We start from the raw sequence: 24,696 nt of genomic DNA, 5'->3' as shown, positions 1-24,696 counted from the left end.
TCTGTTCAGGCTGGCGCAGTTTGGTTCTCTTCGTCCGGCCCGGCCTGTTGTAATTGTGTCAGCGAACAATATAGCCGCCAGATTAACCCAGCCAGCTCGCGGCCAGAAGCATCCGGATATTGGCCTAAAATCGCACTCATCCGTTGTAGTTCCTGCAATGTGGCACTCAATGAAGTAGGTTGAACCCCTTTTGCGGTCATACACCCTTTCAGGCAGTGAATACAGACATCACGCACCGCAGACAGTGGCGCCGAGGTGGTCTGCCAATCGCGCAACTGCCAGAGCACATGGCTGCAATTAAGCAGAACTACCCCCCAGCGCAATAACCACAAGCGAGCGGCCTTATCTTTACTGAGATTAAGTTGGTTTACCCGATGATAGATTAATGATTCAAATTGGCTCTGGCTTTGTTGCGGGTGGCTGCTGATTTGATCACTAAAATCTTGGCGTAACATCCTGATGATACGGCGACTTTTGCGTTTGTCCGAACTGGGTCGCAATAATTGAAAAGCGACACCGGCCAACATCACTCCCACTAATTTACCAATATTATCGTTAAGGAACTCTTGATAATCATAACTGGGTGGATTGGTGACGCTAAGGAATGAACCCATAAACACAATTAATTGCCCCCACAGGGCAGCATAAGCCGCGTGTTGTAGTTTCATCATCTGCATGGTGATCAGAATGGGGAATAGCAGCAGGGCAAATTGCCAAAAATCATCTATTTGCACCATGATGCCAAATTTTATAATAAAGCAGCCGATGGACAACAAAACGATGGCTTTCAGCAGCGTCGCGATACTGTCCGTGGGCGAGGGGGTCGCGGAATAGAGCACACAACTGACGGCTGCCAACGCCAGTGCTGCGCTGCCAGCGCTCCACTGAGTATGAATCCAGAAAGCGCAACCAATCACGATACAAACAAAGGTACGCAAGCCATTGTAGGCGGCCTCATAGGTATCGGTATGGCGGGCCAGTGATGCCACGGCCGGCGGTGATCGCCTTGGTGCATCCGCCTCTTTATCTAATTGTGACAGCCAGCGATTGACCTCTAAATACTGCCAACAAAAATGGCGTAACCTCAACCAGAAGGCGTGGTGACGGTAATCAAACGCATCATGTGGCGCGATGCGCTGTAATATTTTGGCTAACTGATATTTATCACAATCCGGCTGTTGCAGGGCATCCAGCAGTTGCACCAGCACGGTGGGCAAATTCTCCGGTGGACTTGGCCAGTTAACTAACATACGACGCAAACTGGTAATCACGCTGGTGATACGTAATTGACGATGCAGAATGAAATTCAATACATTATTTTGTTGCCGCAAACGGTAGTGGCTCCAGAACGCCTGAATCCGCAGCAGGTTCATCGTCAGAATCTGGCTGATTAGCCCTTCGTGTGACGTGCGTAATTGCGGGTTATGCTCGGTTTGCCACAATAACTGCGCATGTTCCAACAGGCGGGCTTGCATCCGCCGTAGCGATGTCAGTAAGGCTTCACCATCTGATGTGCTCGGCAGCAGCATCATCATCAGTCCACCGCACAGGATACCGGTAATCACCTCACAGACGCGCGCCTGAGCGATGTCGAAAATTTGCAAGGTGTCAGTGGTATCGACGGTTGAAAAGGCAATGATGGCGGTGGTGTAGCCCGCCAGCGCGAAGGCATAAGAAACATTATTTTGATAATGATTGGAAACAAATGTGCACAGCCCAATCCAGGCTGCAATGGAAAAAGTGAACAACCAGGGGTCATTTAGGCAGTGTCCGGCAATCATCAGGGAGGCGGCGGCGCCCAGTAAACTGCCAATCACCCGGCCAATACTTTTGCTAATAACCCCGCCGACGGTCGGAAAACTGACCACGGCGGCGGAGGTCATGGCCCAATATGGCTCATCCAAATTAAGCACAAAGGCTATCCACAGTGACAAACACATGGCGAGCGAATTGCGTAATGCATAACGCCATTGGTCCGCGCTAGCCTTGCCCCACGGTGTTTTTTGCCATAAAGAGAACGAGATACGCACCGATTAATCCGCCAGTGAAATAGTACATGTGGTGCCGGCAACCAGTGTCACTTCTGCCGGAACCGCCAATAGTTTTATCCTGACGGGAACCCGTTGTGCTAAACGTACCCAAGGGACGTTGGGTTTGACATCAATCAACAGATCGCCGCCGCTGGTATCGATACTCTGGTCATAAATGGCGCGACCAATACTTTCTACTACACCTCGTAAAGGAATGTTGCCATTATACAAAATAATATTGGCCTTATTACCTTCTCTAATGTGTCTCAGTTTAGTTTCCTCGAAATACCCCATCACATAGAATGAGTCTGTATCGATTAGTGCGACTAATGGAGTGCCAGCGGTCGCATAGTTACCGACACGCGTTTGCAAGTTGGTGATATAACCATTAGCTGGGGCATAAATACGGGTTTTGCTGAGATTCCATTTAGCCTGTTCAAGCTTTGCCAACGCGCCTTGATATGCGGCTTTCATGCTATCGGCGGTTAAGTTAGCAATATCGAGGTCTTCACCGGAAATAATATTTTTAGGTAAATTTCGGCGGCGTTGTGCTTCATGATTGGCTTTAGCAAGGTCTGCCTGCGCGCGCACTACGGCGGCTTGCGCATTATCCAACGCTAATTGATAAGGTTGTGGGTCAATTACAAATAATAGGCTACCAGAGCTTACCAACTGGTTATCATGAACTAATATTTGAACCAACTGCCCGGAAACCTCAGGGGTTATGCTGACTATTTCGGCACGGACTTTGCCATCACGGGTCCAGGGGGATTGCATATAATAATTCCACATCCACCAACCGGCACCCAGGGCAAGGGCGAATGCTATTACAGAGGAGAAATATTTAAGTGTTTGATAGTTCATCTTGTTTTACCAACTGGCTAAAATCCATAAAGAAACACTGACTGCAATGACAAAAATCGACAAATCCATTAATATTGGATGCCAGATTTCACCAGAGTAGATCCAATTCCGTAGTACATGATGGATCAATAGCCATAACACCAAACCTAGTATAACTGCCTTAAATATTGGCGGGAAATAGATTGAGGCACCCAGAATCAAGTCTGAAAGCGGTGTGTTTGCAGGTGATACTGATACATGCATAAGGTTAATCCTTAAGAGGTAGTTTTAGTAAATACATCATTTTTACTAAAGGATTGGCCGTATTTATTGCTATTACCCTAGCATCGACGGTATATATACATTTGTGTTTTTAATGTTAATTACCCAAAATAGACTGGACGTAGGGAGTTATGCTAGCACGCTAATTAAAAGGAGGGGCAATTGGAATCGACATTAGGATCTGATTTAGCACGATTAGTTCGCGTTTGGCGCGCATTAATCGACCAGCGGTTGAAACCGCTGGAGCTGACCCAAACGCATTGGGTTACTTTGCATAACATTCATCGTTTGCCACCTGAGCAATCACAAATTCAACTGGCAAAAGCGATTGGTATCGAACAACCATCATTGGTTAGAACCTTAGATCAACTGGAGGAGAAGGGGCTAATCACGCGGCATACCTGTGCTAATGATCGCCGCGCGAAAAGGATAAAACTGACGGAGGAATCTTCACCAATAATAGAGGAGGTTGATTGTGTTATATGCTCAACCCGTAAAGAAATTCTTGGTGGAATTTCAACCGATGAGATTAAAATGCTGTCTGGCCTGATTGATAAGCTTGAGAAAAATATTATTCAATTACAAAGCAAGTAAACTATAACGTTTTAAGATTATATTCACAGCGAAAGAAATAGCATTATTGGCACGAAAGAGAAGCAAGCCGAGGTTTGCAATGAACCCCGGCTTGTCTTTCTCTGACTGTTAGCGTGGGCTGACTGTCACGGTGCTGCCACTGCTGGCTAACATGACACGCTGACCAACGCTGAAGCGGGTTGAACCTTGTTTTTGCACAACCAGAATAGTGGTGCCATCATCTTTGCGGACTTCCAGTTGCACGCCGTCAGTGCGGTTGATTGCCCCCTGAACCCCTTGCCCTGCCATACCACCTGCCACAGCACCGGCTGCGGTCGCCAGGCTACGGCCAGTGCCGCCACCGACGGTATTACCGAGGAACCCACCTAATACTGCGCCACCGATAGCCCCCACGATATTATTTTCATCGCCGCCTTGAATCGTCACCGGACGAACAGAAACGAGGGTGCCGTAAGTCACGGTTTGTACTTGCTTAGCTTGAGATGCGCTAAACACATCGCCTGACAGGGTATTGTTATTAGTACAACCGGTCAGTGTTACTGCAACGATAGCAACGGCAATTAATGGCTTAATCATAAAAACTCCTATTAAAAATGCATAACCGTATTACGGTCAGTATCCCAAGAACATCCAAATCCAGCCCATTAAAGGCCCTGTATTTACACAAAGTATGGCTTACCCAAGTGTTTATTTCACTACTTACTTAATGTAGGTATCTGCGCGTTTTTTCGACTAACGCTGACAGACATGCAGCTTAGCGCTTTATGCTTCAACCAATATTAAACGGCTGTTTAACTTTCTTAAAGTAAGAAATATTACTGCCATAACGAATACTGTAAGCATTAGTGACTTTTATGTGACCATCCCGACAAATAAAAAACAGAGTTTCGGACATCACCTTATGGCGGTATACACTTAAAAAAGTATATCTTTTCATGGCGTTAATTTTATTATTTCGCCCAGTATCGGGACGTCTTACTGCTATTTTATTCCTCAATGGGGAAATAGGGTCATTGCTATGAAATCAGGCCGTTTTATTGGGGTTATGTCAGGAACCAGTTTGGATGGTGTGGATGTCGTGCTGGCAGCCATTGATGAGCGAATGGTGGCGCAGCAAGCCAGCTATAGTCACCCCATGCCGTTAAAGCTGAAAAAAGACATTCTGGCTATGTGTCAGGGTCAGGCTACGACGTTGTCAGCCGTGGGGCGGCTTGATGCCGAACTGGGGAGGTTATTTGGCGAGGCGGTGCTAGCGTTGCTCGCTCAAGCAGGGCTGACGGCGCAGGACATCACCGCGATTGGGTGTCATGGTCAAACGGTTTGGCATGAGCCGTTGGGCGAGCCTGCTTTCACCATGCAATTGGGCGATAACAACCGTATTGCCGCCATGACCAATATTACGACTGTGGGTGATTTTCGCCGCCGCGATATGGCCTACGGAGGGCAGGGCGCGCCACTGGTGCCAGCATTTCACCATGCGTTGCTCGCTCATGCGACAGAGAAACGGATGGTATTGAATATTGGTGGTATTGCTAATTTATCGCTGCTGCTACCGGGTTTACCTATTCGTGGTTTTGATACCGGCCCCGGTAATATGTTGATGGATACTTGGATCTGGCGTAATCGTTCTTTACCTTATGATAAAGACGCGCATTGGGCGAATACCGGGAAAGTCCATCAACCCTTACTTGATCTCATGCTTAGCGATCCCTACTTTGCCAAACCCGCGCCGAAGAGCACCGGGCGCGAATACTTCAATGCCGGTTGGCTAGACAAGCAATTGGCTAAAATCCCAGGGCTGGCCGCTGAGGATGTGCAGGCGACATTGGCTGAATTGACGGCGTTTTCAATCGCAGAACAGGTGCTGTTGGCTGGGGGTTGTGAGCGGCTTTTGGTGTGTGGTGGTGGGGCGCGTAACACGTTGGTGATGGCGCGGATGTCAGCTTTATTGCCGGGAACCGAAGTGAGCGTCACCGATGACTTTGGCGTCAGTGGCGACGACATGGAGGCACTGGCATTTGCCTGGCTAGCATTTCGCACGTTATCGGGTAAATCCGGTAATTTACCCTCTGTTACCGGTGCCAGTTGCGAAACCATTTTAGGCGCAGTCTATCCTGTATCGCCACGGTGAGGGTGTTAAGCTGCCCTGGACACAGCGGCTTATTCAACAAAGAGGGCGACACAAATGAAACATTTATGGTTTTTAACATCAGGGTTGGCAGCAACAGCCGTATTGATGCTGGCAGGATGCAGCATGGTACAACCTAAAAACGAAACGTTGCATTACCAGTGCGGCACCACCAAGCTGACGGTTATGCAAGACAATCGGCAGGATAAGGTCAGTTTGGTGATGAACGGTGAACAGCTAACGTTGCCGCAGGTACGCGCAGCATCGGGCACCAAATACAGTGACGGCCATTATACTTTCTGGTCGAAAGGCAACGGTGCATTTATTGAGCGTGATGAGAAAATCATTATCAATGACTGTGTTCTGATCAAGTAATAGGGCTATTGCTGGCGTAGGATGATTGTGATTCTACTGCGGCAAGGGCAGAATGGTAATCACTGTTTTCCTGCGCGGGATAGAGCCTTATATGACTGAGAGTAATGAATTTGATGTGGCGGATTTGCGTCGTGAATATATTCGTGGTGGTCTGCGTCGCAGTGATTTAAGCGAGAATCCATTGGAATTATTTGAGCGTTGGCTAAAGCAGGCGTGTGAGGCACGCTTGCCGGACCCAACAGCCATGTGTGTGGCCACGGTTGATGCCAGCGGTCAGCCTTATCAGCGCATTGTCCTGCTGAAACACTATGATGAGCAGGGGTTGGTGTTCTATACCAATTTGGGGAGCCGCAAAGCGCAGCAACTGGCTGAAAACCCCCATATCAGTTTGCTATTCCCTTGGCATATGTTAGACCGGCAAGTGATTTTTCTCGGCAAAGCTGAACGACTTTCTACGCTAGAGGTGCTGAAGTATTTCAGTTCCCGTCCAAAAGACAGCCAGATAGGGGCTTGGGTTTCGCAGCAATCCACTCGAATCTCGGCCCGTGGCGTACTGGAAAGTAAATTCCTGGAGTTGAAGCAAAAGTTCCAGCATGGCGAGGTGCCATTACCCAATTTTTGGGGCGGGTTTCGCGTGAAATTTGATTCAGTTGAGTTCTGGCAAGGAGGCGAACACCGTCTGCATGACCGCTTTATTTATCAACGGGAAGCCAATGGGTGGGAAATTGACCGTTTAGCCCCTTGAGAACGATGAAATAATTGTGGTTAAACCTAGCGCTCGTTGGGCGGGCGCTTTATTCTATACCCTTCGTACTTGAAGCCGCAGGGGTGTTCGCCACGTTCATTTACCCAAGTCACTTACAGGTCATTGACCTTAAAATGAATAGACTTATCGGGATTTGTTCGCTTGCCGCCTGCTTGCAATGCCAAGTTCTTTAGGTATATATCCTGTTTATGCTAAAGAAGGCAATTTTTGTAAAAAACAAATTTTTGTAAAAGACAATGGAGTCGTTGATGACCAGCAGCAACCTGATTAAACAATTGCAAGAGCGGGGCCTCGTTGCCCAGGTTACGGATGAAGACGCGTTAGCAGAGAGACTGGCGCAAGGGCCAATTTCACTGTATTGCGGTTTCGATCCTACCGCAGACAGCTTGCATTTGGGTCATCTGGTTCCGTTGTTATGCCTAAAGCGTTTCCAGTTGGCAGGGCATCGCCCGGTTGCTCTGGTGGGCGGGGCCACCGGTATGATTGGTGATCCGAGCTTTAAAGCCAGTGAACGTAAGCTAAATACTGAAGATACGGTAAATGAATGGGTTGAGAAGATCCGCCGTCAGGTTTCACCTTTCCTCGATTTTGACTGCGGTGACAATAGCGCGATTGCGGCCAATAACTACGACTGGTTTGGTGGCATGAATGTGCTGACCTTCCTGCGTGATATCGGTAAACACTTCTCTGTGAATCAGATGATTAACAAAGAAGCGGTAAAACAGCGCCTGAATCGTGATGACAGTGGTATTTCATTCACTGAATTTTCCTACAATCTGTTGCAAGCGTATGATTTTGCCTGCCTGAATAAAGCGCACGGTGTGGCGCTGCAAATCGGTGGATCTGACCAATGGGGTAATATTACCTCAGGTATTGATTTGACCCGCCGTCTGCATCAACAGCAGGTTTACGGCTTGACCGTGCCATTAATCACCAAAGCTGACGGCACCAAGTTCGGTAAGACCGAAGGTGGCGCAGTCTGGCTTGATCCGAAGAAAACCAGCCCATACAAATTCTACCAGTTCTGGATCAATACCGCCGATGCTGACGTTTACCGCTTCCTGAAGTTCTTTACTTTCATGAGCCTGGAAGAGATTAACGCACTGGAAGACGAAGATAAAAACAGCGGTAAAGCCCCTCGCGCACAATACGTATTGGCCGAGAATGTCACCGGTATGGTGCATGGTGTGGATGGTCTGGCGGCCGCTAAACGTATCACTGCCAGTTTATTTTCTGGCGATTTGAATGAAATGACGGAAGCTGATTTTGCACAGTTGGCGCAAGACGGTATGCCAACCGTTGAGTTGAGCCGTGATGCGGATTTGCAACAGGCGCTGGTTAACGCTGAACTGGTGCCATCTCGTGGGCAGGCACGCACCATGATTAGCTCTAATGCGGTGGCGCTTAATGGTGAGAAACAGGCTGATCCTGAATACATCTTTACTGATGCTGATCGCCTGTTTGGGCGCTACACCTTACTGCGTCGCGGTAAAAAACATTATTGCCTGATTAGCTGGCTATAAGAAAAAGATAAGATAAGGGGCAGAGATGTCCCTTATTTTTTGGCTAATGTGTTATATACCCCTGGATTTCAATTTGCAGGCAGGCGCAATTTGGAAGATGACGGGTATTTTTTATGGGCTAACTTTAGGCCGTACCAATGAAAAATATACTTTCGATTCAGTCTCACGTTGTTTTTGGCCATGCTGGCAATAGTGCCGCTGAATTTCCTATGCGCCGGATGGGTGTCAATGTTTGGCCGCTGAATACTGTCCAGTTTTCCAATCATACGCAATATGGTCACTGGGCCGGTTGTGTAATGCCCGCCAGCCATTTGACTGAAATCGTGCAAGGCATTGCCGATATCGACCGGTTGAAAGATTGTGATGCGGTGCTAAGTGGTTATATCGGTTCACCTGAACAAGGTGGTCATATACTGGCCGCGGTGGCGCGGGTTAAACAAGCTAATCCCAATGCCTGGTATTTTTGCGATCCGGTGATGGGGCACCCTGAAAAGGGCTGTATCGTCGCGCCAGGTGTGGCGGAGTTTTTCTGCCAGGAAGCACTGCCGGCCAGTGATATCATTGCACCTAACTTGCTTGAACTGGAGCAACTCAGCGGTGGGCGGGTGGTGAATGTCGAGCAGGCGGTTAAGGTCGCTCGTGAGCTTTGTGCCAAAGGGCCGAAAGTCGTGCTGGTTAAGCATTTGAGCCGCGCCGGTTATCACGCCGATTGCTTTGAAATGTTATTGGTTACCGCTGATGAGGCCTGGCACATTAGCCGCCCGCTGGTGGATTTTGGTGCGCGTCAACCGGTTGGTGTTGGTGATCTCACCAGTGGTTTATTGCTGGTGAATTTGCTAAAGGGCGAGCCATTGGATAAAGCGCTTGAGCATGTCACGGCTGCGGTGTATGAAGTGATGCTGAAAACCCAAGAGATGGGTGAGTATGAACTTCAGATTGTGGCGGCTCAGGATGCCATTGTTAATCCTGCCAGCCATTTTATTGCCAATCCCCTTCGTACTTGAAGCGCCAGAGGGTAGCTGCGTGCATTTACCCCAACTGGCTTAACAGTGCCCCTATTGAGGGGGCACTATAATCAATCTTATTTTTTTATCTCTTCTGCGGCTAGCGCGGCTTTAACTGCCGGGCGTTCAGCAACACGTACCATATATTGATCTAAATGGCTGCGTGCTGTTATTTCAACATTAAGTGCTGTGGCCCAACGAGTTACGGTAAATAAATAAGCATCAGCCACACTGAATTTTTTGCCCAACAGATAATCATGCTGTGCTAATACACTGTCAACATAGCTGAATTGATTATTCAGGCGTTCACGCGCAATGATTTTATATTCTTCAGGTGTTTTCGGGTTAAACAGCGGGCTGAAGCCTTTGTGTAATTCAGTGGCAACGAAGTTTAACCATTCAATGGCATGGTAGCGAGCAAGGGTGCCCGATGGTGCGATCAAATGGCGATCTGGCACAATGTCTGCCAGATATTGCACGATAGCAACACCTTCGGTCAGTAAACTGCCGTCATCAAGTACCAATGCGGGAACTTGCCCTTTAGGGTTGATGCTCAAATAGTTTTTACCCGTCTCAGTAATTTTACTGGCCAGGTCAACGCTTTCAATACTGAAGTCTAACCCTGCTTCACGTAATATAATATGGGGAGACAGAGAACAGGCATTGGGTTTATAGAACAGTTTCATCGCAAACTCCTTAATAGAGCACTGAAAGAAAAAAGCTTCCTTAATCCTAAGGCAGACAAGAGGAAAATGCAGCTAGTGACGTAATATAATTGTGCGAGGATGGGTATTTTGCTGGTTTTAGCTGTATTAGTTTATTCAATTTTGCTAATTACCCTACAACGAAGGCATTGGCCTCCGCTGTAGGGATTTCTATGACAGTTATTATCTGGCAGTAGAAAGTGATTACCGTGGTGGGCGTGTGCTGATCGAGGCTGACCAGCTAAAAGTCGTCATACTTGGGGCCGTTTTTTTAGTTTTTTTCTCAACGCGGGTTAACTTGGCGATTTGTTCACGGGCGTTCATGACTTTTTCTATTGCTTCGTCTTTGACTTTATTTTGTTCTGAGTTGGTTAATGCACGTCCTAAATTAATTCTTGCTCTGTCGAGTTGGGTTTTGACGTCACGTTGCTCACTTTCGGTCATATCTTTTAATGTCAGCTTTTTCTATTTTTTTCGCCTTGTTTGCCTCAGTCCTACTCAGTGTACAACTTTATCTTAAGTGGATATGTAAGAGATTGCGATCCAGACGACATTAATCACCATAAAAGCCTGTTAATGGCTCGGTGTTGCGATAATAAACCGCGATTGAACCCAGTAAGCGCAGCCGCTCCTGGTAAATGACCACGAGAGCGGCGTGCAGAAAGAGCAGATAAGCTAATGGCGTCACAATAATCGCACACCATAGCCCCACAATAGCACAGTCAGGCCGAGGAGGAATTCCAGCACCAAGACACCAATAGCAAAAGTAGACCCGGAAAAGATAAATCCCTCCTGCCTATCGATATTTAGGAATGTTGGGATACCTAAATACATCAAATAACCGGTATAGCACAGTGCGACAATCCCGACCAGTAAGCACAGCCAGATCATCGGGTAGAGTGCGACAACGCCGCCCAGAAACATGGGTGTGGCGGCATAACCGGCAAATCGGGTGCAACTTTGCCAACTGGGGCGGTTTTCATAGCGGCGGGCCATCCAGTAAATTACCCGCCCCATTAGGGCCACGGCAGCCAGTATTAAAATATAAAAAATAATTGCACAGTAGAGTGCGGTCATGGGGGCTAGTTTGATTACCCGGCCTTCACCAAAGTTCCAACCTACCTGCGTTGTACCGATAAATGCGCAAATCACTGGAATGGCGGCCAGCAGCAGGACGTGATGTGCATAGAGGTGCTGAATACTTTCACCTTCACGTTTGATTTGTTGCAGTTCTTGGCTCGGATGTGTCAGCAGTCCCCAAACATGGTTGATCATAAGCCACCTCTTAACCCGCGACTGACCGTCAATAACGGACGGATTACACCCTCATAGTTCATCAGGATGCGAATTAACATACTGCGTTCTGATCTCAGTATAGTTTATTTTTTGCGCGCTAATAATGTGATGAAAGTATCACTGATAAAGTGAGTGATACCCTGAACGTGAGTAAATGTTTATGATAAGCAAGTGACTTAATTAATATATATAGGAGCACGCAATGGGTGTTCAGGGGAGTGATCGTCAGATCGATAATATCGAGTTTGCTGTCAGCGATATTGCGCGTTCGAAAGCGTTTTATGGTGCCGTTTTAACTGGTGTTTTACCGATTATGGGGCGGAGTATTGTGAGTTTACTGATGGCCGATTGACGGGCGGTTTCAGCCAGGTGAGTGAGATTCACCCCAACGGCGGGCCGCTAATTATTTTGTATGCGGATGATTTGGAGCAAACACAGCAACGGCTGGAACAGGCGGGTGCTACCATTGTGCTGCCGACGTTCTCTTTCCCTGGAGGGCGTCGTTTCCACTTTACCGATCCAGACGGTTATCAGTTAGCGGTATGGTCTGATAAATCAATCTTGCCGGGTTTCATTTGAAAAAAAACGCCCTCGAAAGGGCGCTTTCAACTCAGCCGCTAATTAGGCGGTAGTTACGGGGGTGATATCTTTGTGATCGTTGGGTGCCAATGTCATACGATACAGTTTTGGTGCTATTAGCATCATTAATACAGAGATAATGGCAGTAACGATCCCAATCTGCATAAAGACATGGCTATAGATTGCTAATGACGCATGTGCATCAGTGATATCACTGGGTACGGCGGTTAATGCCGCAACTTTACCGGCGATCAACGCTGCCGCTGCGGTAGTCAGGAACCATGACCCCATGATAAAGCCCATCAGACGCTGAGGTACTAACTGAGCAACCATTGCCAGTCCCAGACCCGAAATCATCAACTCACCGATACTTTGTAACGCATAGCTCAAGATCAACCAATTAACCGAAACGATACCGTGTTCGTTGGCGAAACTTGCCCCCCACGGTAATACCAGGAATGCCGCGGAGCAAAGAACCATGCCGAAGGCAAATTTGTGCGGCATTGGCAGGCGGTCACCCATCTTGTTATAGATGGCAGCCAGTATCGGGCTGGCAACCATAATCCAGAATGGATTCAGTGCCTGATATTGCTCTGGTTCGAATGCAATGCCAAAGATGGAGTGTTCTACGTTATGGATAGCGAAGAAGTTCAGTGAAGTCGGCATTTGGCTGTACAACACGAAGAATACTACCGCTTCCAACATCAGTAAGAATGCAACAATCATTCGGCGGCGGGCAGTGCCATGCAGAGAAAATGTCTCTTTAGCAAAGATGAAGATAATACCCAGAGAAACCAGCGCCAATGCCCAGCGGGCCACTATCTGATTGTGCAGCAACCAGCTCGACAACGTGACCAGTGCCACGACGCCGACCAGAACCATCAGCAATTTTTTAAACTGTAATGGTGCGAAGTCAGGTTTGGAACCTTGGTTTTTTACCCATTTGCGGCAGAACCAGAAGTTGACTAACGTGATTAGCATCCCCACCACGCTAAGGGAGAATGCCACACTCCAGCCATATTTGGCCGCTAACCACGGGGTTGCCAGCATAGAGAAGAACGAACCGATATTGACGGACATATAGTACATGGTGAATGCACCGTCCAAACGCGGATCGTCTTTGTTATAACACGTTGACAGCAGGGAAGAGGGGTTGGCTTTGAACAAACCATTACCGACGGCGATAGTCGCCATACCCAGATAAACCCAGAAAATATCATGACCGGAGTAGGCTATCATGGCGTAACCCGCCGCCAGCGTTAACGCGCCGAGTACGATGACACGTTTTGCGCCGAGCACTTTATCCCCTAACCACCCGCCGATGGCAACAAAGCCATAAACCAGGGCGCTGAAGGAGGAGAATAAGGTGATTGAATCGGCTTCGCTCATCCCGAGCATTTTTACCAGATAGACGGCCATGATCCCTTGCAGGCCGTAATAACCAAAGCGCTCCCAAAGCTCGATAGAGAAGATAAGGTAGAACGCTTTTGGTTGTTTGAACGCATTCATACTGATGCTTTCAAGTTGCTCACCGTGAGGCGGTTGTTGATTGTTGTTTGCTGTTGACACAGGGACCTCTGTTTTTCACTACCGGTCATAAATGACAGGAGAGACAAAAGTGAATGCGCGAATGGCATCCTTTTGCATTGTTATAAGATGATTGGCGGCGGTTAATGTTCACTATCTTTGTCAGCGTGACAAGTGTTTTGTAATACGTCGTTACATATAACCAAGGCAGGCCGATATCGCCATGTTACAAATGTTATGCAGTATTAACGTTTATGTTTTCGTGGTTTGGCGAATTTTTGTTTTGATTGGAAGTGTGGCGAATTTTATTTAGTGATATATCCTGCTATTTGTTTCATAAATAGATAATGTCGTTATATCAATGTGAATAAGCAACCCAATGTTGTGCTTATAGGAAAAAATCTGAAATTATCCAAAATTAAGGAAGATGTTAACCACAGAGGCGAGCGGGGTGACAGGTTAATTGAACGCAATGTTAGATAATTATGTAAATTTTTTGCCTAAGAAAAGACTCGTGTGGCAGATCATATGATAGCCATGTTATCAGCCCACCAAAAACCCTATTGGGGGCTGTAGCAAAAAGTTAAAATAGCCCCTAATTTTAACGTCAGTTACCACCGTTGGCGATCACCTTGGCTGAGTATCAGGAAATGTTGTTTGATAGCGATTGTTTGCCAGCGCGACAAGCTGGTCGGTCAGCAAACTCTGGGCCTCAGATTGAGGCGGTGGAAATGAGGAAATAGCCGTCGATAAGGCTTGGATATCGTCGCTTGGTAAGGGTATCACCTGCTGGGTTACAGGTTCTTGAATCTCCATGTTCAAATCGCCCAAACCGGCGTAAATTTCCTGGAGCTCCTCGCGTTTCAGGAAAAAATGGCCCTGTCTAAGCAATCTCATATACAACTCACCAGGAAACTCCCCCCCAAGATCAACATTAATAAACACCTTGGATGGGGAACCTTTGTTATCAAAATTAATTAATACAAACTCCATCTTGCTAAGGTTATATTCGGTATTTAAAGATATCAGTTCTCTTTGTCGAAAAATAACGTGGTTTTCATTGCGCAGAGAGCGTGGGTGTTTATTTCCTTTCTCCAAAATATGAAGTTTACGTCCTTTTAACTCAGGCAATGCCAGCCTATCGTTTTTAAGACTGAAATTGTTAATAACAGAAACCTTTGGATTGTCGGTTAGAGAAAATTCATAACCGCTTAACCCTGCGTGACTATCTGGCTGTAATTGTGTCTGCTTAGCCAGCGAAGGCGCTTCTTGCCACTGTGGTTGCCTCCCTGTTTTCAACGTGTGATACAGTTGATCGTCGATTAATAGCGTTTGTTTGTTTGCTAATCTTATTCTTTTAAATCGCGAATCCATATCCCCATTGGGAATAAGAGGTTCTGATAGTGGGTTTATTATTAAGCTGGCGTCAGGATTATCGGTAAATATCAGTTTTATGGCTTGCGTTGATGTCTGCAATTCAACGCGCAGGTTATCTGGCGTGATCCCCTTACGTAACCGAATGACTTGGTTTTCTTTATTAACATTTTTAGTGCCAAACTGCGCACTTCCCGCCGGAGTCACACTTGCGTGACCATAAGATTCATCATAGTACACTGCGCCACGGTGATAGAGGTCAACCGGCTTGTTTTGATCCGATGAATATATCTCTCTGAGAGCCAATAGGTCCGCATCGCCAAAGCCATTATTGGGCTGATTGAACGCGCCTTCACGGAGCATGGTCCCTCCCATAATACTTCCGTCAATATTTGTTTGTGATGGCGGCAGGTGTGCTAATCCCAAAGCATGGCCTAGCTCGTGGGCAATGTTTTTTTTGTAAGTTTTCTATTCCTAATGCGGCTGAAGACCTTATCCAGACAGGTATCGGCCCTGAAAAATCACCGCTATTGATGGTAGTGCCATCGTTCTTGTAATCCGAGCCATGTAAGCTGGGATTCGCACTATAGAGGTCGGCATAGCCGCTGAGACTGCTAAAGCGCGTTTGTTTTTTTGTGAGCTGCTGAAACTGTCCAAATGTGATTTGAGCAGGGCCTTCCTCAACGAAAATGAAACGTAGATTTATTGTTTCTTCAATGGTTTTCAGCGCGGCTTTTGTTAGGCGGATTTCTTCTGATGTAAAAGGACCTGGATTCTCTACTTCGGGCCAGATATTCATCGGGTCCTTGCCTGCGGACAGAAATTTAACTGTCAACGTCGTTTCAGTACCCGGGGTATGAGGCCATTGACCCAGACGGTTACGGACAAGTTGATTAGCCAGAGGGTGAGTATGATTGTCAGGATTCGGGTTATTAATGTTCATAAGCGATTTCACTTCCTGATAAGGTTAATTAAGTGCGTCGGGGGATAACCGGCGCGGAGAACTTAAAATGCCTTTATTTTAACTGACAACCATACAGGATATAGAATATTTATTAACTTAATTATTATTAATTTAGTTACCAATTAATTAAATGATGCATTTCGTGGCTTTTGATAATGCCATTTAAACGTAATTTATAGATCATTAATATGATAACTAATGATGTTTATTGAGTGTAATCCTCACTGTTAAGTCATGGTGTTTTGTATTTTATTTCTTATAAAATATGTAATTAAATGGAACTGTGATGGCCGGTAGGCCATGTCCTTTGCGGTTGAAAGGAAAATATAGATTTAACTGCCGTATGGTTGAGGTGTAATCATCTGAATGTCGTATCTTGGTTGTCGTATATTTATAACTAAAATAAATATGATATTATTATCCATAATAAAAGATGTTATTACGTTAGCCAAAATCGGGCTATACAGTGAGTACGGATAAATAAAAATCCGCGATCATCTGATCGCGGATTGCCGGAGGTGATTTTGCTATGCGCAATCATGCTGGCAGCGTCACCTTGCTAAAAATGGCCGTGATCCCGACGCCAGGCATCTGCGGTTAGCGCTTCGCCAAAGTGACTGGAGATCAGCCGCTTGGTGAGGTCATGCAGGGGGGCTGCCAGGACTTCGGCGGTGCTGCCACGCTCCACCACTTCCCCTTCATGCATCACAATGACCTGATCGCTGATATGTTTCATCATGCCCAGATGCTGGGTGACATAAATATAGGATATACCGTGTTTTTCTTGTAATTCCAGCATCAGATTAATGATTTGCGAGCGCATGGACATATCCAAAGACGCCAGTGCTTCATCTGCCACAATCACTTTGGGTTGCAGGATCAAGGCTCGCGCCAGTGCCACACGCTGCTTTTGACCCGATGCCAGCATATGTGGGTAGTAATTAGCATGATCTGGCAACAACCCCACCTGACGCAGCGTTTGATAGATGCGCAGCTCACGCGCGCCGGCATCAAGATCCGTATTAAGCTTAAGCGGCGCATCCAGCAGTTGGCCGATACGCTGGCGCGGGTTTAGCGAGGTACTTGGATCCTGGAAAATCATACGAATACGTTGGCTACGATAGGCGTAATCACCATAATTCAGGCGATGATCGTCAATTAGCAACTCACCGGCCGTCGGCTCAATCATCCCCGACAGCATTTTTGCCAATGTGGATTTACCCGAACCATTTTCACCAATCACCGCCAGGGTTTGGCCTTCACGCAGGGTAAAACTCACTGATTTTACCGCCTCCACATGCTGGCGGCGAAATAAACCAGTGCGGTAGCGAAAGGTTTTGCTCAGATTACGGACTTCAAGCAACGTCTCGGCCATTATTGCTCCTCCAGATTTAAGGGGAAATGACAGGCAAAGGCGTGGTTTTTGACCAGCCGCAAGCGTGGGGTTTCAATGCAGGTCTTTTGCGCGTAAGGGCAACGTGGCCCCAGGCGGCAACCTATCGGTAAATGTTCCAGTGACGGAATGGCTCCTGGTAAGGTATTCAGGCGGCTTTTATGAGGCAGCGAACGGCCAAAATCAGGCATTGCCCGAATCAGCGCCTGAGTATAAGGGTGATGGGGGGCAGCCAGCAGCTCTTCACAAACGGCACTTTCTACCGTCTGGCCACAATACAGCACATTCACACGATTTGCCCATTTGCTCATCATCTGCAAGTCATGGCTGATCAGCAAAATCGTAGTGTTATTATTCTGGTTCAACCGCGCCAACAGGCGGAATATCTGAGCCTGAGTGGTTGGTTCCATTGCGTTAGTTGGTTCGTCGGCGATAAGTAACCGTGGCTGATTTGCCAGCGCGATGGCAATCATCACCTTCTGGCATTCGCCTTCAGTCAACTCATAAGGATAACTGCGCATAATATCGTTGTGGTCTTTAATCCCCACGCGGTGCAGTAACTCTATTGCGCGGCGTTTTCGCCAATGAAATCGCTGCCACCAGCGGCCTTTATAAGTCCAGCCGGGGATTGCCTGCATCAGTTGCTCGCCTATGCTCTCTGACGGGTCCAGACAGGATTGCGGCTCCTGAAAAATCATTGAAATATTATGGCCGATCACCTTACGCCGCTCGCGTGGGGTTAATTGCAGTAAGTCGATATCGTCAAAACGAAAACGGTCGGCGGTGATACGCCAGTTATCTTTACTGACACCACAAATGGCTTTAGCAATCAGGCTCTTGCCTGATCCAGATTCGCCCACTAAGCCACGCACTTCACCTTCGGTCAGCGTCATACTGACACGATCAACGGCCTTAACTGGCCCTTCGGCGGTGATAAATTCAATGGTGAGGTTACGAATATCAAGTAACGGCATTACTCTACCCCCGCATTAATAGCACGGCGCATACCATCACCCAGCAGGTTAACCAACAGCACGCTGACCAAAATTGCACCACCCGGTAGCATCACAGTCCAGGGGGCGACATAGACTAAATCCAGCGAGTCACCCAGCATCGCTCCCCATTCTGGCGAGGGGAGTTGCGCGCCCAAGTCCAGAAAGCCCAACGCGGCAATATCCAAAATTGCCATTGATAATGCACGGGTAAATTCGGTCACCAGCACGGCGGCGATATTGGGCAAAATGGCGTAGACAAGAATATGCGGGGTTGACGCGCCATCCAAACGGGCGGCAATGACATACTCTTTATCCAACTCATCATGAACTGCGCTATAAATGGTACGAACCATGCGCGGTAGCAATGCCAGCCACACTGCGAACATCGCATGTTCTAAACTCGGGCCAACAAAAGCGACCACAATAATGGCCAGTAACAGCGACGGAATGGAGAGCAATGTATCCAGTACATGATTAAGAATAGCTGAACGAAAACCGTGGGTGATACCTGCAAATACGCCAAGCACCACGCCACATAATGCTGCGGCAACGGTGACCAGCAGTGCGGAACCATAAGTCGATGCGGCCCCGGCCAATAAGCGGCTTAAAATATCGCGGCCCAGGTCGTCAGTACCGAGGAAGAACGAAACATTACCGTAGCGCGACCAAGACGGTGGCAGCAATTGGTAGCCCAAAAACTGTTGATCGAGTGCGTAAGGTGCCAGCGTACTCCCCAGCAGGCACAGCAATAGCAACGTCAGGACGCCGTAGAACCCCACCATCGCCAGGCCATCAGAATAAAAAAGCCGCCAGGTGTACAGCAGCGGGCTGGGCATTTTCTTTTCGCGGTAGACATTATCGAAGGGCATACCATTCCTTGTGCTTTAACGGCGTCATCATTGCGCCAATAATATCCGACAGGACGTTAATGACAATGACCAGTGAGCCGACCACCATCACTCCGGCAGAAATAGCCGCGTAATCTTGTTGACGAATAGCATTAATCAGCCAGCGGCCCAGCCCCGGCCAGTTAAACACCACCTCTGTTATCATCGCCAGTGTTAGCATGGTGGAGAACTGCAACCCCAATTTTGGAATGATGGGCGGCAAGGCGTTATGCAACACATGGCGGCGAATAATCGTCAATCGCGATAAACCACGGGTGGCTGCTGCTTTGATGTAATTCTGACTAATTACGTCATCGGTACTGGTGCGCATCAGGCGGATGACTTCAGTGGTGGGGGCCACCGCCAGAGCGGTAATAGGTAAAATCATATGTTGCAGAGCACTGATCATCATTTCTCTACGATACGGTGACGTTGACAGCCAGGCATCAACCAGTGCCAGCCCGGTAACCGGTTTGACCTGATAAAGCAGGTCAAACCGCCCTGAAACCGGTAGCCAGCCCAGATGCAGTGAAAAGAACAGCATCAGTAGCAGTGCCAGCCAGAAAACCGGTATCGAGAAACCGAGCAATGCCACCGAACTGATGGCGATATCAGCCCATTTTCCGCGCATCGCGCCTGCGGTAATGCCCAGTGGAATTCCGACAAACAGCGCCAGAGTAAAGGCCAGTACGCATAATTCCATCGTGGCGGGGAAAGCTTCACGTAATTGTTCGCTGATAGGTTGGCCGTTAATACTGGACACCCCAAAATCCCATTGCAGCAAGCTGCTGAAATAGAAACGGTAAGCATCAAACAGCGCGGCTCCATTGAGTGGCGCGTGGGGGGTAAAATAGCTCAGACTAAAGCTAACCAGTGACAACATAAACAGGGTTATCACTAACAGCAATAAACGCCGCAGGGTGAAGATAATCATGGTTTTTTACCCTCATCGCTCTCGCGGAATACACCGGCAAAAGACGCGTTACCAAACGGGCTTAGTACCAAGCCTTTAATATCATAACGGTATGCTTGCAACCGCAACGACGAGGCTAATGGCAGTAACGGCAATTGTTGATCCAGAATTCGCTGAGCCTGCTGATAATATTCAATACGAGCTGATAGTTGCTGAGAACGTAATGCTCTTTGCAGCAGCTCATCAAACTGTGGGTCACACCAGTGAGCATAGTTTGTTTGCGATCGAATTGCTGCACAGCTTAATAATGGCCGGAAGAAACTGTCGGGATCGTTACTGTCGGTAGACCAACCCGATAATGTCAGGTCGTGGTTCATCTCCATCAAGCGTGCTTCCTGGAAACGCCCCTCCACGGGCACAATATTGACTGTAATACCGACTTGCGCCAAATCAGCTTGAATCAGTTCAGCGGTTTTCAATGGACTGGGGTTATAGGATTGCGACGCAGTAGGCACCCATAAATTGAGTTGTAATTTCGTTAGCCCCAACTCTTTTAGGATTGTTTTGGCTTTTTCTGGATTGTATTCAGTTACCTGCGCCTGATTATCATAAGCCCATGAAGCGCGAGGTAGAATCGATGCTGCGGTTTCTGCGGTGCCGTAATAGATTGATTGCATTAATCGTTGGTTGTTAATCGATAAGGCAATTGCCTGGCGGACTTTTTGGTCATTTAGCGGCGGTTTACGGGTATTGAATGCCAGATAAGCCACATTCATTCCTGGCCGCAGAGTCAGGCGCAGACGAGGGTCATCACGTAAGATAGACAATTGGCTAGCTGCCGGATAAGCCAGCACATCACACTCACCGGTCAACAGTTTAGATAAACGGCCCGTCCCTCCTGCACCTAAATCAATAACCACCTGCGGCATCCGTGGTAACCCTTTCCAGTATTTGCTATTACGAAACAGGCGGATATATTGCCCGGAGCGATACTCATTCAGCATAAAAGGGCCGGTTCCGACCGGTTGGCGATCAATCTGCGCCTGCTGGCCTTTTTGCGTCAGAACATCGGCATATTCAGCAGAGAGCACCGGGGCATAGTGGGTGGCCAGGTGCCAAAGGAATGAAGCATCTGGCGCTTTGAGCTTAAATTCTACCGTGTAATCATCCAATTTTTTGACACTTTGTACCGCATCGGCAAATTGTAAACTATCAAAGTAGGGGTACTCACCGCCATTGACATCATGGTAAGGGTGGTGTGAATCAAACACGCGCTGGAAACTGAAAACCACGTCATCGGCATTCATCATGCGGGTTGGGGTAAACCAGTCGGTGTCCTGGAACGGCACATCTTTACGCAAATGAAAACGGTAGGTGGCCCCGTTATCCAATACTTGCCAGTCTTCTGCCAGTTCCGGCATCAGCCGATAGGTATAAGGGTCCACATCCAACAAACGGTCATAAAGTTGCGCTGCCAGTGTATCGATGGTTAACCCGCTGCTGGCCATTTGCGGGTTAAAGGTATTGAGTATCCCGCTGACGCAATAGACAAAACCGCGCTGACGGATATCCGGCAGTGGTTGAACAATCGGTGCTACTGGGGCAGGTTGCGCCAGCGCAGGAGTCGCCAGGCAAGCAAGCGACAGCATCCAAATCAGTAAACTACGCATAAACGCTTTCGCAGTAAGTAAGCAATATGCTTAGTGTACCGTAATCTGGCAATCCCCCCAATCCATTGAACAAAACAACTGCATCGTCTGCTGTTTGTTGCAGCAATTAAGGTGAATAAAGCAGCAAATAGTTGTTTGTCTGGCAGGAAATGGGGTTCGGCATAATGTCATTCAGCGCTGTTACTTTCTCACCATGAGCATAATTCCATCAAGTTTAGTGTGGTAATGAGAAAAATTCTCAACAAAAGTGTTTACAACTGCTATTGATAACTATTATCATTGCTTCGCTCTTCGGGATAAGGCCAGCAGTTTTAGGCTTTTGACAGGAAAGCACGACATTGCTCACATTGCTTCCAGTGTTTTTTAAGCCAGCTCGGGTGCTGGCTTTTTTTTGCCTGCCATTAATTAAGCCTAATAACCATATGGTTTATCTCAACCCAGTGCGCTGACATATTTAACGGTAATTATAACTTTCATATGTGTAGCAAGGAAATATGGTCTATTGCATCAATGCGTTAGAGGCTATATTTCTCTATGAGTTTTATTAGAAGAAAAATATGTTGCGCGGGGGGATATGAATATGAATAAATGCTATTTATTCACCTTATTACTCTTTCATACTATGATAAGTGTTAATGGATGGGCCAAACCACCAGATATTGTTTGGCGTGTTGATACCCGCGATTATAACGAGGTTTTTAATAATGGTTTTTATTCGTCAGGAACCAATGATGACATAGTAGATCACCTTAGCGGGCGAAGTTGCCGTAGTGCTGAAAGTGATTTTGGTGATAGTGCCTTTATTTCGACCACATCAGACCGACGATTCGCTTATGAATATGTTGAACGGATACTCATGCATATGAGTGAGCATGGCGAAGCAAATCCGATAGTTAATATTTATCAGATTCGAGCGACGGATAATATATACAGTGCTAACCAGTCACTGGATTTCTTCTTATTACAACAGAATCGGGAACCACATGGCGAGATCCTGCGTATCATCCGTTATTCCGCTCATTTATCAGAGTGGATGGCACATCGCAGAATAGAACCGAACCAGATAGGTTCAGTGACACAATACCATTTAATGCAAGGAGTTGTTCATTCCAATGGGATGATACCTAATTCCCGTTTCAGGCAAACGCGCTCCAGTGCGAGCAACAGGCCGTACCAAAGTGCTTATTTCACTGCACCGAATCTCCAATTAGTCCGGATGTGGATGTTGAGAAGCGGTATCCGGCCTATGGTGAGTGCGTGTTTTGGTGTTGACATGGAACATACTGAGTTTAGGCGTGACCTTGTTTTAAATAATATTAAAACTAAGGGCATGTTTAAGTTTATTGTCATTCTTTGAGTGGGGAATAACTATTTTAGTTGGAGGGGGTATGAAATTAAAAATAGTGCTTTTTACCTTATTGTCTTGGGCTGTCTATGCGCAGAGTGATCTGCAAGAACAATGTAAAACAGATGGGAGTACTATTGTATATAACAAAACAATTCAAGGTTATAATGCCAGTATCATGTGGCGGCCAGGCGAACCGACAGGTAATGCATTTAATGCTATCAGTGTAAAAATAGATGATAAATGGTATGGAGCCATTGCCGAGGACAGAACTCACGGTAATTCCGCCGTGGGGTTGTCCAGTTTTGCACAAGCAGCTTATTTAATTGGGCTGCCAGTCAATGCCTGTGTCAGGGATAAATATTTGCGAGGGTTGGAAGGTGTCAATTAACCGTCAGTCCAAACTTGCATATTTACCCGCGCGAGCCTGAACTGGTGGTGAGTTAACCTATTATTACTGAACATCATCATTGGTCAAAATAGCATGTTTCTTTAACATACCCCGTAACTGATGGTAGGTTAGCCCGAGTAAACTCGCCGCTTTACGTTGATTAAAACGAGCCTGTTTTAATGCATGTTCTACCATTTGCTGTTCACTGTTATGCAGCCACTGTTTTAGGTCGAGAGGCAATTGAGGAAGCTCTGTAACGTGAGTGCCGGCCATTTGTGGCGCTGTGTTTTCATGGAGCTGACGGGGTGCGAAAGGATTAATAATGATATTATCCAGCGATTGGTCGCTATTCCCGTGGCGGTAAACTGAGCGCTCCACCACATTTTTTAATTCTCGCACGTTGCCCGGCCAGTGATAGTCCAATAGTTGATCTCTGGCTTGCGGGGTAAAACCGGGGAATAGCGGCAGACTTAACTCTCGGCACATCTGCATGGCAAAATGTTCTGCCAGCAACATGATGTCTTGCCGCCGTTCACGCAGCGGTGGCAATTGCACCACATCAAAGGCGAGGCGGTCGAGCAGGTCGGCGCGAAATTTACCGGCAGCGGCCAGCGCGGGTAAATTATCATTAGTAGCACACACCAAGCGGACATCGACCTGTAGCGGTTGGCTCCCCCCGACACGTTCCAGATGACCGTATTCAATTACGCGCAATAACTTTTCCTGTACCAGCATCGGCGCAGTTGCCAGTTCATCTAAAAATAATGTCCCGCCATCGGCACGTTCAAAGCGCCCCAGATGGCGTTTCTGTGCGCCGGTAAAGGCACCTGCCTCGTGGCCGAACAGCTCTGAGTCGAGCAGATTTTCATTGAGCGCGGCGCAGTTAAGGGAAATAAATGGCCCTTGCCAGCGTTCAGATAAGTAATGCAAACGATGTGCAATCAGTTCCTTACCCGTACCGCGCTCGCCAATCACCAATACCGGTTTATTCAATTTTGCCAAACCTGAAACGTGCTCCAGCACTTCAACAAAAGAGTTTGCTTCGCCTAACAGGTTTTCTACTTGCTCGCTCATGATGAAATTCGCCAATAGTTGGTTAAAGTAATCACTCTA

General features: G+C 47.4%; 24 protein-coding genes and 1 pseudogene. 9 read left to right on the top strand and 16 right to left on the bottom strand.

The features are described 5' to 3' along the window. Nucleotides 1–5: 5 nt before the first annotated feature. The 3 genes from YALDO0001_RS04210 to YALDO0001_RS04200 are packed head-to-tail and all read right to left on the bottom strand — an operon-like array spanning nt 6 to nt 3,137. A complete protein-coding gene (locus tag YALDO0001_RS04210; protein ID WP_004700218.1) occupies nt 6–2,030 on the bottom strand; it encodes an FUSC family protein in 2,025 nt (674 codons plus the stop codon). A 3-nt stretch (nt 2,031–2,033) separates the two neighbouring features. Next, nucleotides 2,034–2,894 (bottom strand): efflux RND transporter periplasmic adaptor subunit, encoded by an 861-nt coding sequence (locus YALDO0001_RS04205; protein WP_004700217.1) that lies wholly within the window; start codon nt 2,892–2,894, stop codon nt 2,034–2,036. 6 nt (nt 2,895–2,900) lie between these two features. Beyond that, a complete protein-coding gene (locus tag YALDO0001_RS04200; protein WP_004700214.1) occupies nt 2,901–3,137 on the bottom strand; it encodes a DUF1656 domain-containing protein in 237 nt (78 codons plus the stop codon). 180 nt (nt 3,138–3,317) lie between these two features. On the opposite strand from YALDO0001_RS04200, the gene slyA reads away from it, so the two are divergent. Beyond that, nucleotides 3,318–3,749, top strand: coding sequence for a transcriptional regulator SlyA (gene slyA, locus YALDO0001_RS04195; protein WP_004700212.1), 432 nt, complete (start codon nt 3,318–3,320; stop codon nt 3,747–3,749). 108 nt (nt 3,750–3,857) lie between these two features. Here the strand turns inward: slyA and YALDO0001_RS04190 are convergent, their stop codons facing one another. Continuing rightward, nucleotides 3,858–4,325 (bottom strand): outer membrane lipoprotein, encoded by a 468-nt coding sequence (locus tag YALDO0001_RS04190; protein ID WP_004700211.1) that lies wholly within the window; start codon nt 4,323–4,325, stop codon nt 3,858–3,860. Nucleotides 4,326–4,767: 442 nt separating this feature from the next. Here YALDO0001_RS04190 and anmK point away from each other — a divergent pair, with 442 nt between their 5' ends. The 5 genes from anmK to pdxY all read left to right on the top strand — a co-directional run bounded on the left by anmK (nt 4,768) and on the right by pdxY (nt 9,545). Next, nucleotides 4,768–5,880, top strand: a complete 1,113-nt coding sequence (gene anmK, locus YALDO0001_RS04185) for an anhydro-N-acetylmuramic acid kinase (protein WP_004700207.1) — start codon at nt 4,768–4,770, stop codon at nt 5,878–5,880. A 54-nt stretch (nt 5,881–5,934) separates the two neighbouring features. Then, nucleotides 5,935–6,252: an MliC family protein gene (locus tag YALDO0001_RS04180; protein ID WP_004700206.1), complete on the top strand. Its 318-nt coding sequence runs from the start codon at nt 5,935–5,937 to the stop codon at nt 6,250–6,252. Between the two features lie 91 nt (nt 6,253–6,343). Continuing rightward, a complete protein-coding gene (gene pdxH, locus YALDO0001_RS04175) occupies nt 6,344–6,997 on the top strand; it encodes a pyridoxamine 5'-phosphate oxidase (RefSeq protein WP_042839421.1) in 654 nt (217 codons plus the stop codon). 269 nt (nt 6,998–7,266) lie between these two features. Further along, nucleotides 7,267–8,541, top strand: coding sequence for a tyrosine--tRNA ligase (tyrS, locus tag YALDO0001_RS04170; protein ID WP_042839395.1), 1,275 nt, complete (start codon nt 7,267–7,269; stop codon nt 8,539–8,541). Nucleotides 8,542–8,678: 137 nt separating this feature from the next. Continuing rightward, a complete protein-coding gene (gene pdxY / locus YALDO0001_RS04165) occupies nt 8,679–9,545 on the top strand; it encodes a pyridoxal kinase PdxY (protein WP_004700199.1) in 867 nt (288 codons plus the stop codon). Nucleotides 9,546–9,622: 77 nt separating this feature from the next. Here pdxY and gstA read toward each other — a convergent pair whose 3' ends face one another. The 3 genes from gstA to YALDO0001_RS04150 all read right to left on the bottom strand — a co-directional run bounded on the left by gstA (nt 9,623) and on the right by YALDO0001_RS04150 (nt 11,524). After that, nucleotides 9,623–10,231: a glutathione transferase GstA gene (gene gstA / locus YALDO0001_RS04160; RefSeq protein ID WP_004700198.1), complete on the bottom strand. Its 609-nt coding sequence runs from the start codon at nt 10,229–10,231 to the stop codon at nt 9,623–9,625. Nucleotides 10,232–10,453: 222 nt separating this feature from the next. Beyond that, nucleotides 10,454–10,708 carry a YjbD family protein gene (locus YALDO0001_RS04155; protein ID WP_289844112.1) on the bottom strand — a complete coding sequence of 85 codons (255 nt, stop codon included), beginning with the start codon at nt 10,706–10,708 and terminating at the stop codon, nt 10,454–10,456. A 225-nt stretch (nt 10,709–10,933) separates the two neighbouring features. Next, entirely contained in the window at nt 10,934–11,524 is a 591-nt protein-coding gene (locus tag YALDO0001_RS04150) for a Yip1 family protein (RefSeq protein ID WP_004700195.1), read from the bottom strand. A gap of 223 nt (nt 11,525–11,747) precedes the next feature. Here YALDO0001_RS04150 and YALDO0001_RS22325 point away from each other — a divergent pair. Further along, a pseudogene (locus tag YALDO0001_RS22325) lies at nt 11,748–12,124 on the top strand (VOC family protein). Between the two features lie 42 nt (nt 12,125–12,166). Here YALDO0001_RS22325 and dtpA read toward each other — a convergent pair. From dtpA to sapA, 8 genes are all read right to left on the bottom strand, one after another. Continuing rightward, complete coding sequence (gene dtpA, locus YALDO0001_RS04140) at nt 12,167–13,693, bottom strand: dipeptide/tripeptide permease DtpA (protein WP_004700189.1); 1,527 nt, start codon at nt 13,691–13,693, stop codon at nt 12,167–12,169. 585 nt (nt 13,694–14,278) lie between these two features. Further along, nucleotides 14,279–15,388, bottom strand: a complete 1,110-nt coding sequence (locus YALDO0001_RS04135) for a hypothetical protein (protein WP_157131998.1) — start codon at nt 15,386–15,388, stop codon at nt 14,279–14,281. Nucleotides 15,389–15,410: 22 nt separating this feature from the next. After that, on the bottom strand, nt 15,411–15,968 hold the full coding sequence (locus YALDO0001_RS04130) for a hypothetical protein (RefSeq protein ID WP_042839394.1): 558 nt from the start codon (nt 15,966–15,968) through the stop codon (nt 15,411–15,413). Between the two features lie 580 nt (nt 15,969–16,548). Further along, nucleotides 16,549–17,364, bottom strand: a complete 816-nt coding sequence (gene sapF / locus YALDO0001_RS04125; protein ID WP_042839393.1) for a putrescine export ABC transporter ATP-binding protein SapF — start codon at nt 17,362–17,364, stop codon at nt 16,549–16,551. Beyond that, nucleotides 17,364–18,356: a putrescine export ABC transporter ATP-binding protein SapD gene (gene sapD / locus YALDO0001_RS04120; protein ID WP_004700185.1), complete on the bottom strand. Its 993-nt coding sequence runs from the start codon at nt 18,354–18,356 to the stop codon at nt 17,364–17,366. The genes sapF and sapD overlap by 1 nt, the downstream gene beginning before the upstream one ends. Further along, on the bottom strand, nt 18,356–19,246 hold the full coding sequence (sapC, locus tag YALDO0001_RS04115; protein WP_042839392.1) for a putrescine export ABC transporter permease SapC: 891 nt from the start codon (nt 19,244–19,246) through the stop codon (nt 18,356–18,358). The genes sapD and sapC overlap by 1 nt, the downstream gene beginning before the upstream one ends. Beyond that, the gene (gene sapB / locus YALDO0001_RS04110; RefSeq protein ID WP_042545806.1) at nt 19,233–20,198 is read right to left on the bottom strand and encodes a putrescine export ABC transporter permease SapB; all 966 of its coding nucleotides are present in this window, start codon (nt 20,196–20,198) and stop codon (nt 19,233–19,235) included. The genes sapC and sapB overlap by 14 nt, the downstream gene beginning before the upstream one ends. After that, complete coding sequence (gene sapA / locus YALDO0001_RS04105) at nt 20,195–21,847, bottom strand: ABC transporter substrate-binding protein SapA (protein WP_004700182.1); 1,653 nt, start codon at nt 21,845–21,847, stop codon at nt 20,195–20,197. The genes sapB and sapA overlap by 4 nt, the downstream gene beginning before the upstream one ends. Nucleotides 21,848–22,421: 574 nt before the next feature. Here sapA and ytxA point away from each other — a divergent pair. Beyond that, a complete protein-coding gene (gene ytxA / locus YALDO0001_RS04100; protein WP_004700179.1) occupies nt 22,422–23,204 on the top strand; it encodes a putative AB5 enterotoxin ADP-ribosylating subunit YtxA in 783 nt (260 codons plus the stop codon). A gap of 31 nt (nt 23,205–23,235) precedes the next feature. Beyond that, nucleotides 23,236–23,583: a hypothetical protein gene (locus YALDO0001_RS04095; RefSeq protein ID WP_004700178.1), complete on the top strand. Its 348-nt coding sequence runs from the start codon at nt 23,236–23,238 to the stop codon at nt 23,581–23,583. A 63-nt stretch (nt 23,584–23,646) separates the two neighbouring features. Here YALDO0001_RS04095 and pspF read toward each other — a convergent pair whose 3' ends face one another. Beyond that, nucleotides 23,647–24,657, bottom strand: coding sequence for a phage shock protein operon transcriptional activator (pspF, locus tag YALDO0001_RS04090; RefSeq protein WP_004700176.1), 1,011 nt, complete (start codon nt 24,655–24,657; stop codon nt 23,647–23,649). Nucleotides 24,658–24,696: the final 39 nt, after the last annotated feature.

The sequence above is a fragment of the Yersinia aldovae ATCC 35236 genome (assembly GCF_000173735.1).
GTDB lineage: Bacteria > Pseudomonadota > Gammaproteobacteria > Enterobacterales > Enterobacteriaceae > Yersinia > Yersinia aldovae.
Note: the sequence above shows the minus strand (reverse complement) of the source record. Positions and strands in the feature narration are given on the sequence as shown.

Coding starts and splice junctions, on each gene's coding strand:
- tyrS (WP_042839395.1), top strand. CDS start 7,267: ATGACCAGCAGCAACCTGATTAAACAATTGCAAGAGCGGGGCCTCGTT.
- sapC (WP_042839392.1), bottom strand. CDS start 19,246: ATGCCCTTCGATAATGTCTACCGCGAAAAGAAAATGCCCAGCCCGCTG.
- sapA (WP_004700182.1), bottom strand. CDS start 21,847: ATGCGTAGTTTACTGATTTGGATGCTGTCGCTTGCTTGCCTGGCGACT.
- sapF (WP_042839393.1), bottom strand. CDS start 17,364: ATGGCCGAGACGTTGCTTGAAGTCCGTAATCTGAGCAAAACCTTTCGC.
- YALDO0001_RS04150 (WP_004700195.1), bottom strand. CDS start 11,524: ATGATCAACCATGTTTGGGGACTGCTGACACATCCGAGCCAAGAACTG.
- sapB (WP_042545806.1), bottom strand. CDS start 20,198: ATGATTATCTTCACCCTGCGGCGTTTATTGCTGTTAGTGATAACCCTG.
- YALDO0001_RS04095 (WP_004700178.1), top strand. CDS start 23,236: ATGAAATTAAAAATAGTGCTTTTTACCTTATTGTCTTGGGCTGTCTAT.
- YALDO0001_RS04205 (WP_004700217.1), bottom strand. CDS start 2,894: ATGAACTATCAAACACTTAAATATTTCTCCTCTGTAATAGCATTCGCC.
- pdxY (WP_004700199.1), top strand. CDS start 8,679: ATGAAAAATATACTTTCGATTCAGTCTCACGTTGTTTTTGGCCATGCT.
- YALDO0001_RS04180 (WP_004700206.1), top strand. CDS start 5,935: ATGAAACATTTATGGTTTTTAACATCAGGGTTGGCAGCAACAGCCGTA.
- YALDO0001_RS04190 (WP_004700211.1), bottom strand. CDS start 4,325: ATGATTAAGCCATTAATTGCCGTTGCTATCGTTGCAGTAACACTGACC.
- YALDO0001_RS04200 (WP_004700214.1), bottom strand. CDS start 3,137: ATGCATGTATCAGTATCACCTGCAAACACACCGCTTTCAGACTTGATT.
- pdxH (WP_042839421.1), top strand. CDS start 6,344: ATGACTGAGAGTAATGAATTTGATGTGGCGGATTTGCGTCGTGAATAT.
- pspF (WP_004700176.1), bottom strand. CDS start 24,657: ATGAGCGAGCAAGTAGAAAACCTGTTAGGCGAAGCAAACTCTTTTGTT.
- sapD (WP_004700185.1), bottom strand. CDS start 18,356: ATGCCGTTACTTGATATTCGTAACCTCACCATTGAATTTATCACCGCC.
- YALDO0001_RS04130 (WP_042839394.1), bottom strand. CDS start 15,968: ATGAACATTAATAACCCGAATCCTGACAATCATACTCACCCTCTGGCT.
- YALDO0001_RS04135 (WP_157131998.1), bottom strand. CDS start 15,388: ATGCTCCGTGAAGGCGCGTTCAATCAGCCCAATAATGGCTTTGGCGAT.
- ytxA (WP_004700179.1), top strand. CDS start 22,422: ATGAATATGAATAAATGCTATTTATTCACCTTATTACTCTTTCATACT.
- gstA (WP_004700198.1), bottom strand. CDS start 10,231: ATGAAACTGTTCTATAAACCCAATGCCTGTTCTCTGTCTCCCCATATT.
- anmK (WP_004700207.1), top strand. CDS start 4,768: ATGAAATCAGGCCGTTTTATTGGGGTTATGTCAGGAACCAGTTTGGAT.